Here is a 14,927-nt window from a genome sequence, read left to right on the forward strand (position 1 = left end):
GACCCAGGCGGTCCATACGCCACGAACGCCGCTAGCACCTTAGTTGTGTCGATGGAGTCAGCCGAAAACGCGGGCAAACGACGGGTGGGCGGGAAGGCCGCCAACTTGGCCCGTGTTCACGCCTACGGTGCGGTGCCCCCATGGATCTGCGTCACCACAGCGGCCTTTGAGGCAGTCATGTCGCGGGTTGACAAGACCAACCTTGACTCGCTGCAGGAGACACTCACAGCGACCCCCAGCGAAGTTGCACCGATTGCCATTCGCCTTCAAGCTGACATCCGATCAACAGGATTTACCGACAGCGAAGAGAACGAAATCCTAAATGCCTTCGACGTACATTTCTCCAGGGGCACTAGGGTTGCGGTTCGGTCTTCATCAATCGCCGAGGACTCGGACGAGCACTCGTTTGCCGGTCAGTTCGAGAGCTACCTGAACGTGCAGCGATCGTCGATCCTCGAACGCATACTCGACTGCTTCGCGTCGGTATTCTCTCCGCACTGTCTCCTGTATCGCGGCGCTAAGTCGGCTGGATTGCGGTTCGGTACAGCGGTGATCATCCAAGAGATGGTGCCGGCGGCATCGAGTGGAGTGCTGTTCACTCGAAGCCCAACCGCCTCTAGAGCGCCGCAGATGATTGTCGCTGCTAGTTATGGTCTAGGCGAAGGTGTTGTCCAGGACCAGATCGACACCGACAGCTTCGTCCTTGATTGGGTCCATGGAGACGTCATAGAACAAAAGGTCAAGACGAAGACACATCAAGTTGCGGCGAAAGATATCTCCTTGCAGGGGACCGAACTCCGCGACGTTCCCAGCACTCTTCAGAATGTGCCGACGCTAAGCGAGAAACAACTGCGAGCGCTACACGCTGTGGGCAGGCGGCTCGAAGACGCGATGGGAAAACCACAGGACGTCGAATGGGCATTTGATAAATTTGGCACGCTGTATCTACTCCAAGCCCGACCCATCACCACGGTTTCATCTGCCGGGACACTCAAGCTCTTCGATTGCTCCAACATTTCGGAGAATTACCACGGTGCTACGACTGCGCTGACCTTCTCTTATGTACGGAGATACTACGAAGAGATCTTCAGTAGCGCAGCGAGGACCTTCGGCATGGCACCCGCAGAACAATGTCGTAACCGCCCTGTCTTCGCCAACCTTGTCAGCTACCTGCAGGGCGGGATCTACTACAACCTTATGAACTGGTACCGGATGTTCTATGCGGTACCAGGATTCAAGCACTTTGTCGCCTCGTTCGAGCATGGGGTCGGCTTGGGTGGAACGCCTCCCCAACTAGAAGCCTTCAAGGCCACTTGCGCGCAAGCAGGCAGGAGGAATACAACACTCGCCACGTACGTGCGAATTGCGTGGATATATGTCTCTCTCAATCGCATGTTCGCCACTCACAGGGCGATGTATGAGCAGTATCGGAAACGCTTCGAACAGGTAAGATTGGACGAACTCGACGAGGACGAACTTTTAGCACTTTTCGAAGAAGTTCAGCAGCGTCTCGGGAAAAATTGGGGCACTCCACTCGTCAACGACTACTACGCATTCAACTGCTTCATGCTCCTCGAACGAGCGATTAAGCGATGGTGTGTTGATCCAACCGGTGAAATGCTCGGCGAACTGATGCGCGGCGAAGTGGAACCAGTAAGTGTCGCACCTATTCGTGCGCTGAGGGAGGTGGCGGTACTGGCTGGCAAGATCCCTGCGCTCTCAGACGCTCTCGCGGCAGGAGGGGCCGATGTCGCCGAAGTTCTCGCGCGACCAGAGGCAGCGGCGTTCAACGCTGCACTGGCTTCCTTCATGCTGCAATACGGCGACCGCCGACCCGACGAACTAAAGTTCGAAGCACCAACCCTTTCAGAGCGCCCAGAGATCTTGTGGAGCCTGCTCCGCAACTTTCTACGGGCGGACGGGGATCGCGTTGACGAAGCAGCGATCCGCGAAAAGAAAATGGGTTCAGACAGTGCACGGAAGAGAGCACTCAGCGCACTGAAAGGGCAACCAATCAGGCGCCTGTTGTTGGGCTTTCTTCTCTCCGCTACGCACAAGTGCTTGGTGCATCGCGAATATGGCCGGTTCGTGCGGTCCCAACGTTGCGGAATGGAGCGAGCGATCATCATGGCGATCGGGAACAAGCTCGCCCAAGCGGGCGCCATCCGTAACAAAGCGGACATCGTGCATCTGAACCTAGAGGAGATCGAGGCATTTGTGCAGGGCACGGGGGTCACTTCATCGATCGAACGATTGATTGATCTGCGGCGGATGGAATTCGACGCCAATGAGAAGTTTCACCAACCGCTACGCGTCGTCACCAACATCTTGCCTCAGTTGGTCACCGGCACTGAGGCCACTTCGAACGGACCCGCTGCCGTTTCGTCCTCGGCGCTCAAAGGGACAGGCTGTTCTCCGGGTAGGGTGACGGGCCGAGCTCGGGTTGTCGCCGATCCGTTCTCGACGTCCTTGGATCAGAGCGACATTCTGGTCGCCCGCGCAACGGATCCGGCTTGGGCCTTCCTCATGGCCACGGCCGCGGGCCTCATCGTGGAACGAGGGAACCTGCTTTCGCACGCCGCAATCATCGGCCGAGAACTTGGCATTCCCTGCGTTATCGGCGTCGTAGATGCAACTCAGATCATCCGCGACGGGCAGATGCTGTCGATCGATGGCACCACCGGCGAAATCGCTATCGAGGCGGCATCACCTGGATCAATAGCGACACCTCAGCACACAGCAGGAGAGGAGTAAACAATTGAATAAGGTTATAGCTATAGTGGACGGGTGCTCTACAGGAGTGCTTATCGCCCAGGAGTTCAACAGGAGCGGATTTCGATGTGTACACGTTCAGAGTTCCGCGAATCCGCCAAGGATCATGACTGGGGCTGGAGGATACCACGCGCATGAGTACATGGCCACGGTCGTCCACGACGGAAATCTTCAAGAAACTGTCGCGTTCCTGTCCACATTCGAAGTAATAGCCGTCGTGCCCGGCGTCGAGTCCGGGGTAGAACTCGCCGACGCGTTGGCGGCAGCGATTGGCGTGCCTTGTAATCACCCGGCTCTTGCAAGTGCTCGCCGCGATAAGTATCAAATGGCCATGGCCGTTCGTGGCGCTGGCTTGCGCTCGATCCCTACCCTCCTCACAAGGGATGTCGCGCATGCACTGTCGTGGATCCATGGTGGCATCGGCTTCCCCGTCGTGGTGAAACCTCCAAAGAGCGGGGGTACCGACGGAGTAACGCTTTGCGATAACGCAGACGCACTCCATGAAGCTTTCTCCGCCCTTGTTGGCAAGAAAAACATCCTTTTGCTGGTGAACGAAGCGCTTGTGGTCCAGCCCTATACATCGGGTGTGGAGTACATCGTCGACACCGTCAGCAGCGACGGAGTGCATCAGATTACGGATATCTGGGAGTACGGCAAGCGCCTAAGCTTCAATGGCGCCTCGTTCGTGTACGACCACGCGTGGCTACTTCCCGCCGAAGGGGAAACACAAGCGCTACTTACGCAGTATGCAAAGCATGTTTTGGACGCGCTTGGCATCCGTCATGGCGCAGCTCACTGCGAAATCATTATGGCGAAAGGAGCGCCAGTCCTCATTGAGGTAGGTGCCCGCATCTGCGGCGGGTTCGTACCGGTGCTATGTAAGGCCGCCATTGGCCGGAGCCAGATTGATGCGTTGGTCGAATCCATTGTGAGTCCGGCTGTCTTCAAGGCCAGTGCTAGCGAACCCTACAAGCTACGCAACCATGCACTGCGCGTGTTGCTCGTCTCCGGGACAAGTGGGCAGCTCGATCGACTACCGCTTCTGAAAGATGTGCATCGCCTGCACTCATTTCACTCTATACAACTGGGAGTTCATCCCGGAGGACGGATTGAACGGACGACCAACTTCTTCAGTCATCCGGGAAAGATCGACCTGATTCATGCGAACAGGGACGTGTTGCTACACGAAATGAGCGTGATTCGTGAGCTCGAGGCTAATGGCTTTTACGAAGTCAAGAAGGAGAAGGAATGAACGAACAACAAACGGTGATGGTTCGCCCATCCAGGATCGGTCGCCTAGCGGACTACGTCAATGAGATGTTCCCACTACGCCTACGCATTCCGATAAATCTTTTGAACTTTGCAGTGATCTATTTCGGCCTACAGGCGTTACAGGGAATGCCGTTGACATTCACGTGGATGAGCTTGGTAGGCGCTATCACGGTCCAGGTCCTCTGGCTCTTTATCAGGGTCTATGACGAGCTCAAGGACGCCGAATCTGATCTGGCGCTCGCCCGTGCCGGCGATCCGAGATTCATGAACCGGCCTCTCGTAACGGGGAAAGTAAAACTTGCCGATATCGCCGCGTTTCGCTGGTGGCTCACCATCTTCGTCGTAGCGATCAACATCGCGTTCCTCAACTCAGCACTATTGGTCGCGTTGCTCATCGGATTCGGCTACTTGACATTGGCATACAAGTGGTTCTTCTGGCCGGGAATGAAGGACAACATCATCATCGTCTTCTTTACACACATCCCTAACGTACTCGCGATCCAGCTATACACGGCAGGCGTTTTTGTGGCGGAGTTTGGCTGGCCGCAGACGACGCCCGCTTTATACCTGCTCCTGGGACTTTGGATGACCGTGGCTGCCTTTGAGTTTTCCTACAAGATCCGCATCCCCGCAGACGAAACATCTCTCAAAACATACTCCCGTGTGCTTGGTTGGCGAACTGCTACCGCTGGCGTAATCGTCTTCGTCTCTATCAGCGCGGTAGCCTACTTCGCGTTCTGCCGAACGGCAGGCCTGCCCTCTATCTCCCAATGGATTGTCACAGCGGCGGGGATTTGGACTCTTTTTGGCTGCACCCTCTTTCTAATCGGACCCACAAGAGCACGGGCGCAGCTGACCAACTACGTTGGTGTCTATTGGTACCTCGCTGGCCTAGCGGTCGTGGGCGGTTCGCTCTTCAAGTCCGTTGTTCCGGTGATTTCCTAAAACATGCGTCGAAATAATCAAGGAGTTTTTTATGAAAACGAAGCGGCATTCCATCATCGTTGCGGGGAAGCTGGTACAAGATCACGAATACATCTATCCATACTACCGACTGAAAGAAGCTGAGTTTGAAGTCGATGTTGCTGTGCGCGGGAAGGAAACCGTTTACGGGAGCATGGGATGCCGGATCGAACCAACGCATGACTTCCCTGAGCTTGATGCCGCTAACTACAACTTGCTTGTCATTCCAGGCGGAGCGAAGGCAATGGAATACATGCGGCAGGACCATGAGCTCCTGAACTTCATCTCTAAGTACTACGACGGAGGCGGCACTATCGCTTGTATCTGTCATGGCGCTCAGCTTCTCATTTCAGCTGGTCTCGTTACGGGGAAGCGGATTTCCGGGTATTACAGCATTGAGGATGACATACGCAACGCCGGGGGAGAGTTTGTGAACGCTCCTTCGGTCGTAGACGATCGAATCGTGACAAGTCCTCACTACAAGTACTTAGGTGACTGGATGCGCGCCACGTTGGGGGAGATTGACGCGCGCCAGACAGACGACCTCACTTGAGAATGGAGCTCGACGATGAAGAGATTGACTCTCGTTCCAACGATGCTGGAGCATCGGGCAAGTGCACTTGACCGCAAAGCCCTCAAGTTAGCAACATTGGAGGCGGTGACACCACCCCCGGCACAATTCGACTTCTCTGATCGCGTTGTGTCCAAGCCTTGGGGATACGAATATCCGTTCTATCTCAGCGGAAGTAGTGCGATGTGGCTGCTGCACCTTAGACCTGGGCAGATGACATCCATGCATTGCCACGTTAGGAAGACCACCACACTAATTGTCCTAGATGGCTCGATCAAATGCCGGACCCTTTCGTCCGAGGCCGATCGCTTTTCAGGTCAGGGGGCGCGGATCGGTATGAAGGCTTTCCACCAATCCGAAGCTGGAGCAGATGGTGCCATCCTGCTTGAGGTCGAGGCGCCAGTGGACAAGTACGATCTCGTGAGGCTAAAGGACACGTACGGCCGACAACGGCTGGGCTACGAAGGGCCTGAGAGTACGCAATCAATGCCATCCGGCCACAGGACGCTCTCAGAACCTCCGCCCGGCAGTGTCTGGGAACAGATCGTCGGTAGGTCGAAGGTCTCTATCTACAGACCAGGTGACCCCTCCGCTCCTGCGCCACCGAAAGACCATCTTGTCTGTGTGCTGAAAGGTGGGGCAATGGACGTGGAGGCATATTGCCTCATTGGCGTCGGGGACTGCCTCGACTCGAAGAGTATCGGCAGACGCATATCCAGGTGGCATGCTTCATCCATCGTTGCGGTGATATCGTCTTAGCCGTCGATTGAACCGACACGAAACAATTGGTAGAGTGGGCATATCAAACAGGGAAGGGAACGACGATGCATACGGCACTCGGGATCGGATTGGTAATGACATTCAATATCCTTCAAGCGGTCAGTGCCGTTTTTCTTGCATCCTTTCTGCATCGCGCCGACACCATCGTTATGCTGTTTTGTGTCTTCACAATCATCGCCATCACATTTGTGGTACAGATGGTCCGAGGAGGCTCAAATCGAATCCCAAAGCAGGCGTGGGGATCGCTACTTTTGCTGAACATCACGACAGCGGCGAGTTGGTCCAGCTTCTTCTTCGCAGTCAAGTATATTGAGCCTGCACTGTCGTCCGCTTTCATCAACTCAATCCTTCCCCTTGCAACCTTGAGTATCGAATATCTCTTCACTCGCCGGCGTATTGCTAGTCGCGCGGAAGTTCTGACCAGCATTGCACTGTGCGTAGCCATGTTTATCACCGCTGCGACCATCTTTGGCGGCCAATCCGGCCGGCCGGATGGGGGAGTCAGCAGCTACATAATCGGACTTGTTATGTCCGCTATCTGCGGGATAGCGATGTCCATCACAAATGTCGCCTCCAAGAAGCTCAACAATGAAGGTGTTCAGCCAAGCCAGATCATGGCGTACAGATTCTCTCTGCTAATAATCGCGAGCTTCCTGTTGGTAGACAAGCCGCTTCTTCTGCAGCAAATCGAGACAATGTGGCCTGCCATCGTCTTCGTCGCCGTGGTAGGGAATCTGATTCCAATCTACTGCTTACAACTTGGTATTCAGCGTCTCAAGCCAATGACTGTTGCATTCCTTATCGGGCTCGCGCCACTAATCTTTTTCACGGTGCAAAGCTTCAATGAGGAACTGTTGTTCTCGTATCTTTCGTTGGTTTGTACGGTCCTGACTACGGCTATCCTGCTTGCAGGTACCTACTTTTCTATCGGACAGAAACCGCAGCCAACAAACACGAAGTCTGCCCTCGCCCCGGCTCGAGAGCAGTCTGAATACTAGACCGCAATCCAGTAGGGCGGCCCTCTTTACGAGAGCAAGCCCAGCATCGCCGCGTAAACGGCAGAACTGGTCTTAGTACTGCAAGACAACTTTTCCTTGACGCTCTTTTGGTGGAAATTGATCGTGTTCTCTGAAACAGACAGCAGGCTTGCTATCTCGGCTGATGACTTGCCATCTCCCGACCATCTCAGAACCTCGACTTCTCTTCGCGATAGCTTGTAGGTGGCATGAGCGGCACTCTTTGTCGCTCTTGAAAAAAGCACGTTGGCCAAATAGGCCGTGCAAACTATGAGTGCTCGTCTAGAGTCGTCAACTGAGAGCGACCGATCCGAAATACCCGCTAACGAAGCGTCGCCCCCAGAAGTGGGCCCTAACCTTACGGTCCACCCCCAATAGTAATTACTAGTCTCCTTCTGTTGGTACTCCCAGAATTTAATTCCGAGAGCGCAATTGTCTGCAGTTGGTATATTGCAGAGCTCAATTAGACCGGCCGGTAAATTGTGAATTGTCTCATAGCGAGGTTCTGCCAGCGGAACTGGCCGCCGACGCTGATAAACAGCGTACTGACATCCAAGCGTCTCTACTAGGTTCAACACCGAAAGATATGGATTCTGAAATCCTGTAGATTCTGCAGTCTCCCACTTTGCCAACATCGTCGCCAGAACCTCGTCTGTCGAGGCGATTCTCGTCACAGGCACCAACTAGGTCTCCTTTCTCTTAGTTTTTTCTCGAGGCCCTTGCATGTTCAAAACAGCTGACGCCCGCTCCATTTGTGCGGGGTAGTAACAACCGTAATTGAACTGCCCCGGGTTTCCCAAGATCTATCTGATTTCTGTGCCCTAGGGAAAGTCTGGGCGGTCTTGAGGTACTATAAAAATTATCATTGGAGCCAAACACGTCTTTGAAATGGGTGACCTCATGAACGAGAGTCAACAGTTGACTATCTCCATCCCCGATCTCTCCGGTATATGGGTTTCTTTTATCTCTGCTCAGACCACAAAATTTTGCGCAATCATAAATCTCTTGTTGGCAATATCCACTGGGTAAACCGATGCTGCGACATCAGGATCAACTACCGATCCGTGGCACGCACCCAGCTTTATATTCCCCTCGGAATACTGAACGAAATCTTTCGCCCTTAGCGCTCGTAAGCTCACAATGGTTGCAGCAATACCCTTTAGCAAAAAGTCTCTGAGCTCATCGCTTGAAGAATTAAACCAAATCCATGTACGCTTTTTGGCCGCAGTATCCCAGTGTTGAAGTTCTGCCTGCCTTTGCTCCGCCAAGGCAATTGCATCTTGGCAAAGAGCCATCACCAGCACTGAAAATTCTGCTTCACTCAGCTGTTCACACATTAATCCAGCAGAAATATCAGAATTTGCTATCTTGTGAGCTAACGGCGTCGGAAAATATAGGTCCCCCACTGCACCATCAGAGCCCTGACTAGGAGATTGATGAACGCCATTGTGGAAGAATTTATTGCTGAACGACCCATCGTGGTTATTACTATGCTCACGCACGCCGAGTGGACCTGGAATTTTAAAATACACCAATTTCTTATCCTCTCAAAATTAAGCAGCTGAGATTTTTTGCAAACCTTGGCATCGAGCAAATCTACACCAAAGCCAGCAAACTCTAAAAGTCTAATTCATTCATAAATTCCGACAATTCGAGATAATCATTAGTCTGCTAAATATTTCTATCCAAATAATCTGTTTGACAACAAATTGCAAGAATTTGGACAGCGTCGGATATCCGCTAAAGAGACGAGCACCCATCTGTATCCAATCTCGCGGCGAGAGAACCTTGAAATTGCGCTTGGTATTACGGCAAGACGCACGTCATTGAGCTACTTGGCTTCAACTTGCTCTGCCATACAAAGCCGCCTGCTTTTCTAGAACTAGCAACTCTCAAAGCTTGGGATACTTCTCCCACTTGGTCCAGAAGCAACGGTCACTGCCATCTGGAGCCATCCTCACTCAATCCTGAGCGGGCAGACTTCACGCTGCGCGCACCCAGACCTGTCTCCCTGGTTTTGTCGGTTAGCGACGATTCCAGTCGCCCCCCAACAACGCCCCATCTCTCCCAGCCCATCCCCTAGGGAGAACCCGCGCTGTTCTTGACTTACAGCAAGCTCTGTTCACACTCTAGGCAACACAATCGGCTCAAGCTCTTGGCAAAGCGGGCCCGAAACACCGTGCTGCAGCCAGGACTGAAGGCTCTTTAGACTGCAGCAATTTCTGCTTCATCTAGTTTTTTAGAGCCTTTAGCGCTCTTAATTTCGTAGCAATCTGCGCCGTTGCGCTGACAGACAAGTGCCACACCTTCATCGAAGGCAGTTCGTATCAGCTATTCGATAAATTGAATTAATGAGCATCTTGGATATACAATAGTTTCAAGAATTTCTGAAAACTAAAAACTTACCCCATGCCATCCAACCGCGCCACCTCCTCCGCCATCAGCCCTGCTGTGGCAACGCGCCCCTCTGCGAAGGGCGCGTGGTGGCAGGTGCTGGCAGCCTTGCTGTGGTTGCCGCAGGCGGCAGTGATTGCCTGGGGAATTGAGGCGATCCACCAGCAAGCGGCTTGGTCGACATTGGCCAAGGCTTGCGCCCTGTTCCTGGCCTTGGGCTTGCTGCGGGCCCTGGTCGATGGCTATGGCCTGCGCCGCGCTTTTGCCGCAGCGCGCGCCCACACGCAGCAGCTGCGGCTGCAGGCCTTGCAGGCATTGGCGCTGCACTCGCCCCTGCACCCGCATCGCCCATCGGCCGGGCTGGCGGCCAGTGTGCTCAGCGAGCAGGCCGACCACATCACGCCCTACTGGGCTCGCTACACGACAGCGCGCACCAAGGTCATGGTGGTGCCGCTGGTCATCCTCGTCTGTGTGTTCAGCCTGTCCTGGGTGGCGGGCCTGGTGCTGCTGGTGGCTGCGCCCTTGATCCCCATCTTTATGGCGCTGGTGGGCTGGCGGGCCGAGGCGGCCAGCAAAAAACATTTGCAGGATGTCGGCAACCTGAACCAGTTTTTGCTCGATCGCCTGCAGGGCCTGGCCAGTATTCGCGGTCTGGGTGCGGTCGGGCAAGTTGCGCAACAGCTGGCCGGTGCGGCAGAGCAGCTGCGCGCCAACACCATGGCCGTGCTCAAGATTGCATTTCTGTCCTCTGCAGTGCTGGAGCTTTTCTCCGCGCTGGGCGTGGCCCTGGTCGCTGTGTATGTCGGGTTCCATCTGCTGGGCCAGATCCCGTTTGGCAGCTGGGGCGGTACCTTGGGCTTGGCGCAGGCCATGTTTGTGCTGCTGCTGGCCCCGGCATTTTTTGAGCCGCTGCGCGAGCTATCGGCCGTGTGGCATGACAAGGCCTCAGGTGTGGCGGCCGAGCAGGCACTGCAAGCGCTGCAGCAGCCTGGCCCGCAGATGGTGGGTGGTGGCGATAGCGACCAGGACCGCGCGGCCAGCGCCAACACCGCAGCGGCTGCCGCGCTGACGATCCGAGACCTCAGCTTTCAATACAGTGCCGACAGCCCCTTGGTGGTCAAGGCCTTCAGCGCCGAGATTGCCGCTGGCGAGCGCGTTGCGCTGTGGGGCGAAAGCGGCAGCGGCAAATCCACGGTGATGGCGCTGATCGCGGGCCTGGCAGCGCCCAGCGCAGGCAGCATCCACATCGATGGACGACCCATGGATGCAGCCCACGCCGCCGGCCTGCGCAGCGGCATGGCCTGGGTGGCGCAAAAGCCCCATGTGCTGGCCGCCAGCCTGGTGGACAACATTCGCCTGGGCCGAGATATCGACGAGGCCGCACTGCAGCAAGCGGTGCAGAGCGCGGCCCTGGGCCCCGTGTTGGCCTTGCGCGGCAATGCCGTGGTGGGCGACGGGGGCCTGGGCCTGTCGGGTGGCGAGGCCTTGCGCCTGACCCTGGCACGCGCAGCCGCCACGCCTGGCTGCCGCCTGGTGCTGGCCGATGAGCCCACGGCCCATCTGGATGCCGAGACCGCCCAGTTTGTGCGCCAGGGCCTGCTGGCCTTGGCAGCGCGCGGCGCGACCTTGGTGGTGGCCACCCATGATCCGCTTCTGGCCGCCTGCATGGACCGGGTGCTGTCGCTCGATTGCAGCCAGCCGCCCATTGCCGCTGGCCTGCCCGCCGCCATGAGGAGCATCGCATGAAGGCCTGGAACGCGCTGCGCACCATCGTCCAGCTGTTTGCGCAATCGCCCTACCGCCGGCGCATGCTGCTGGGCAGTCTGCTCGCTGCGATCACCGTGTGCGCCGGCATGGCGCTGCTGGGCTTGTCGGGCTGGTTCCTCACCGCGGCCTATGTGGCGGGTCTTTCTACCGCCACGGCCGTGGTGTTTGATGTGTTTGCGCCCGGCGCGGGCGTGCGCTTTTTCTCGATGCTGCGCACCGGCGCGCGCTACAGCGACCGGGTCGTCACCCACGATGCAACGTTGCGCGTGCTGGCCGCCCTGCGGGTGCAGCTGTTCTCGCGCTTGGCCGCCGCAGATACCGCATTGGCTCTGCGCCAGCGCCCTGCCCGCCTGCTGCACCGCCTCACCGCCGACATCGATGCGCTGGATGCCGTCTACCTGCGCCTGCTCACCCCCGCCGTATCGCTGCTCATCAGCGCCTGCGTGACTGCATTGGCTTTAACGATCTTCTTGAACTGGCAAAGCGGCCTGCTGGTGGGCGCCATGGTGCTGGCCGGTGGCCTGGCCTGCGTGGCCTGGTGTGTGCGCCAGGGCTTTATGACCGCGCTGCGCCGCAGTTTTGCCGGCGAGCAACTGCGGGCCCAGGTGATTGATGCGGTGGGCGCGCAGACCGAGCTGGTGATGGCTGGCAGCCTGCAGCGCCAGATGGCCCGCATTGCTGCGGCAGAGCGCCAGCAGTGGGCTGCCGATATCCGCCTCAACCGGCTGGAATCGCAGCTGGCCGTTGCGATGGCGATGCTGGGCCACTGCGCCACCGCTGCTGCGCTGCTTTGCGCGGCCTGGCTGGCGCAGAAGGGCGAGATTGGGGCACCCATTGCCGCGCTGGCCACCTTGCTGCTGCTCGCGGCGCTGGAGCCCCTCGTCCACATCCGCCGTGGTGCGATGGAGGCGGGCCGCACCTTGCTCGCTGCGCGCCGTATTGCCCCGCTGCTCGATACGCCGGCCCACACCGCCGCCACAGACAACCGCGCACCGGCAGCCGGCCTGGCCGTCGACATGCAGGCCGTGGGCCTGCAACACCCGGGCAGCGCCCGCGCCTTGCTGCAGCAGATCGATCTGCAAGTGGCCGATGGCGAATGGCTGGTGCTGGCAGGGCCCAGCGGCGCGGGCAAATCCAGTTTGATGGCGCTGATCGCCGGCGACCTGGCACCCAGTGCCGGCCAGGTGCTGCGCAAGCCATGCGCCAGCCTGCCCCAGCGCACGGAGCTGTTCCAGGCCAGCGTGGCCGCCAACCTGCGCCTGGGCCGGCCTGACGCCAGCGATGCCGAGCTGTGGGCCGCACTGCAAACGGCAGGCCTGGCCGATGTCATCGGCGCCCTGCCGGGGCAACTGAACACGCCCCTGGGCAGCCAGGGCGCGGGCCTGTCGGGGGGCGAATCGCGCCGCCTGGCGCTGGCCCGCCTGCTGCTGCACCCAGCGCCCTTGGGCTTGCTGGACGAACCCACCGAAGGCCTGGACCGCCAGACCGCCGCCCAGGTGATGCATGCGATTGCGCAATGGCATGCAAAGCGGGCCGCCAGCGGCCAGGGCGCCATCGTGATGGCCAGCCATTTGCAGCGCGAGGCGCGCCACGCCGACCGCATTGTCTGGATCGCCCCCTTGCAAGAAAGCATGGCACAAGCGCGCAAGGGCACGGCGGAGTTTGAAGCGCTGTTGCAGCGATTGCGGCCTGGCTAGCCCGGTTCACGCAACACAGGTATTCGTCAGTTTGGAACCCACGTAGTTTTTCTACCAGATCGAGCACTTACAACACGGAAGGACCAGTTCATGGATCTCGACATCGTCGGGCTATCAAGATTGCAGTTTGCACTCACAGCCCTGTACCACTTTCTCTTCGTTCCCCTGACCCTGGGGCTGTCCATGCTGATCGCCATCATGGAGACGGTCTATGTGATGACGCGGCGTGTCATCTGGCGCCAGATGACCAAGTTCTGGGGCGTGCTCTTTGGCATCAACTTCGCCATCGGCGTGGCGACCGGTCTGGTGATGGAGTTCCAGTTCGGCATGAACTGGAGCTACTACAGCCACTATGTGGGCGACATCTTTGGCGCCCCGCTGGCCATCGAAGGGCTGATGGCCTTCTTCCTGGAGGCGACCTTTGTCGGTCTGTTCTTCTTTGGCTGGGACAAGCTCTCGCCGGTCAAGCACTTGATCGTCACCTGGCTCACGGCCCTGGGCACCAATCTGTCGGCGCTGTGGATTCTGATCGCCAATGGCTGGATGCAGAACCCCGTGGGCGCCGTCTTCAACCCGCAGACCATGCGCATGGAAGTCAATGACTTCGCCGCCGTGCTGACCAACCCTGTGGCGCAGGCCAAGTTTGTGCACACCGTCTCTGCCGGTTATGTCTGCGCAGCCATCTTTGTGCTGGGCGTGTCGGCCTGGTACCTGCTCAAGGGCCGCCATGTGGCGCTGGCCAAGCGCTCGATGACGGTGGCTGCGGCCTTTGGCCTGGCCGGCTCACTGTCAGTCGTGGTGCTGGGTGATGAGTCCGGCTACCTGTCGGGCGAGCACCAGAAGATGAAGCTCGCAGCGATTGAAGCGATGTGGGAGACCGAGCCCGCGCCGGCCGCCTTCACCGCCATCGGCTTTCCTGACCAAGAGGCGCGCGAGACCCATTACGCGATCCATATCCCATGGGCGATGGGCCTGATCGGCACGCGCTCGCTCGATACCGAGCTGCAGGGCATCAACGACCTGGTCAAGCACGCCGAGGTGCTGATCCGCGACGGTATCAAGGCCTATGACGCGCTGGAGAAAATCCGCGATGCCGGCTCGACGACCACGATCTCGCCCGAGCTCAAGGAGCAGTTCGAGGCCAATGGCAAGTCGCTGGGCTATGCCTTGCTGCTCAAGCGCTATGTCGATGACCCGCGCCAGGCCAGCGACGCACAGATCGCCAAGGCGGCCTGGGACACGGTTCCGCAGGTGGCTCCGCTGTTCTGGACCTTCCGCATCATGGTCGCGCTGGGCATGTTCTTCATCGTGCTGACGGCTGCATTCTTCTACCTCGCCTCGCGCCACCAGCTGGAAAACCGCCGCTGGCTGCTGTGGGTGGCGGTATGGTCCATTCCGCTGCCCTGGGTTGCGATCGAGTGCGGCTGGTTCGTCGCCGAGTTTGGCCGCCAGCCCTGGATCATCGAAGGCGTGCTGCCCACCGCTGTGGCCGCGTCCAACCTGGGCGTCACCACCTTGCTGATCACGATCCTGGGCTTTGTGGCGCTGTACACGGTGCTGCTGATCATCGAGATGAAGCTGATGCTCAAGGCCATCCAAAAGGGCCCCGAGCTCGAGCCCGAGCAGCGCGATCCGCAGCCGCTGAGCTATGCCTCGATCGCCACGGCGCAACCCACCTATTCGGGAAAGTAACAC

At 57.9% G+C, this 14,927-nt stretch carries 10 protein-coding genes; 8 read left to right on the plus strand and 2 right to left on the minus strand.

Annotated features, from left to right (window positions below; translation table 11 throughout):
• The first annotated feature begins 51 nt into the window (after positions 1-51).
• From N4T19_RS05820 to N4T19_RS05840, 5 genes are all read left to right on the plus strand, one after another.
• Positions 52-2,754: a PEP/pyruvate-binding domain-containing protein gene (locus N4T19_RS05820; RefSeq protein ID WP_260719672.1), complete on the plus strand. Its 2,703-nt coding sequence runs from the start codon at positions 52-54 to the stop codon at positions 2,752-2,754.
• 4 nt (positions 2,755-2,758) lie between these two features.
• Positions 2,759-4,024 (plus strand): ATP-grasp domain-containing protein, encoded by a 1,266-nt coding sequence (locus N4T19_RS05825; RefSeq protein WP_260719673.1) that lies wholly within the window; start codon positions 2,759-2,761, stop codon positions 4,022-4,024.
• Entirely contained in the window at positions 4,021-4,989 is a 969-nt protein-coding gene (locus N4T19_RS05830; protein WP_260719674.1) for a UbiA prenyltransferase family protein, read from the plus strand. Before N4T19_RS05825 ends, N4T19_RS05830 begins: the two co-directional genes overlap by 4 nt.
• A 31-nt stretch (positions 4,990-5,020) precedes the next feature.
• Entirely contained in the window at positions 5,021-5,560 is a 540-nt protein-coding gene (locus N4T19_RS05835) for a DJ-1/PfpI family protein (RefSeq protein ID WP_260719675.1), read from the plus strand.
• A gap of 842 nt (positions 5,561-6,402) precedes the next feature.
• On the plus strand, positions 6,403-7,356 hold the full coding sequence (locus N4T19_RS05840; RefSeq protein WP_260719676.1) for an EamA family transporter: 954 nt from the start codon (positions 6,403-6,405) through the stop codon (positions 7,354-7,356).
• A gap of 26 nt (positions 7,357-7,382) precedes the next feature.
• On the opposite strand, the gene N4T19_RS23335 is transcribed toward N4T19_RS05840, so the two are convergent.
• The gene (locus N4T19_RS23335; protein ID WP_409935197.1) at positions 7,383-8,009 is read right to left on the minus strand and encodes a LuxR C-terminal-related transcriptional regulator; all 627 of its coding nucleotides are present in this window, start codon (positions 8,007-8,009) and stop codon (positions 7,383-7,385) included.
• A gap of 336 nt (positions 8,010-8,345) precedes the next feature.
• Complete coding sequence (locus N4T19_RS05845) at positions 8,346-8,906, minus strand: hypothetical protein (protein WP_260719677.1); 561 nt, start codon at positions 8,904-8,906, stop codon at positions 8,346-8,348.
• 877 nt (positions 8,907-9,783) lie between these two features.
• Here N4T19_RS05845 and cydD point away from each other — a divergent pair.
• The 3 genes from cydD (at position 9,784) to N4T19_RS05860 (ending at position 14,924) form a co-directional block, all read left to right on the plus strand.
• Complete coding sequence (cydD, locus tag N4T19_RS05850; RefSeq protein WP_260719678.1) at positions 9,784-11,514, plus strand: thiol reductant ABC exporter subunit CydD; 1,731 nt, start codon at positions 9,784-9,786, stop codon at positions 11,512-11,514.
• The gene (locus N4T19_RS05855) at positions 11,511-13,232 is read left to right on the plus strand and encodes an amino acid ABC transporter ATP-binding/permease protein (RefSeq protein ID WP_260719679.1); all 1,722 of its coding nucleotides are present in this window, start codon (positions 11,511-11,513) and stop codon (positions 13,230-13,232) included. The genes cydD and N4T19_RS05855 overlap by 4 nt, the downstream gene beginning before the upstream one ends.
• 90 nt (positions 13,233-13,322) lie before the next feature.
• Complete coding sequence (locus N4T19_RS05860; RefSeq protein WP_116924043.1) at positions 13,323-14,924, plus strand: cytochrome ubiquinol oxidase subunit I; 1,602 nt, start codon at positions 13,323-13,325, stop codon at positions 14,922-14,924.
• Positions 14,925-14,927: the final 3 nt, after the last annotated feature.

This window comes from Comamonas squillarum (genome assembly GCF_025309455.1).
Taxonomy (GTDB): Bacteria; Pseudomonadota; Gammaproteobacteria; order Burkholderiales; family Burkholderiaceae_C; genus Comamonas; species Comamonas squillarum.

Bases quoted from the DNA above. Each gene is read 5' to 3' on its own strand.
- N4T19_RS05820 (WP_260719672.1), top strand. From the start codon at position 52: ATGGAGTCAGCCGAAAACGCGGGCAAACGACGGGTGGGCGGGAAGGCC.
- N4T19_RS05830 (WP_260719674.1), top strand. From the start codon at position 4,021: ATGAACGAACAACAAACGGTGATGGTTCGCCCATCCAGGATCGGTCGC.
- N4T19_RS05835 (WP_260719675.1), top strand. From the start codon at position 5,021: ATGAAAACGAAGCGGCATTCCATCATCGTTGCGGGGAAGCTGGTACAA.
- N4T19_RS05840 (WP_260719676.1), top strand. From the start codon at position 6,403: ATGCATACGGCACTCGGGATCGGATTGGTAATGACATTCAATATCCTT.
- N4T19_RS23335 (WP_409935197.1), bottom strand. From the start codon at position 8,009: ATGTTGGCAAAGTGGGAGACTGCAGAATCTACAGGATTTCAGAATCCA.
- cydD (WP_260719678.1), top strand. From the start codon at position 9,784: ATGCCATCCAACCGCGCCACCTCCTCCGCCATCAGCCCTGCTGTGGCA.
- N4T19_RS05855 (WP_260719679.1), top strand. From the start codon at position 11,511: ATGAAGGCCTGGAACGCGCTGCGCACCATCGTCCAGCTGTTTGCGCAA.
- N4T19_RS05860 (WP_116924043.1), top strand. From the start codon at position 13,323: ATGGATCTCGACATCGTCGGGCTATCAAGATTGCAGTTTGCACTCACA.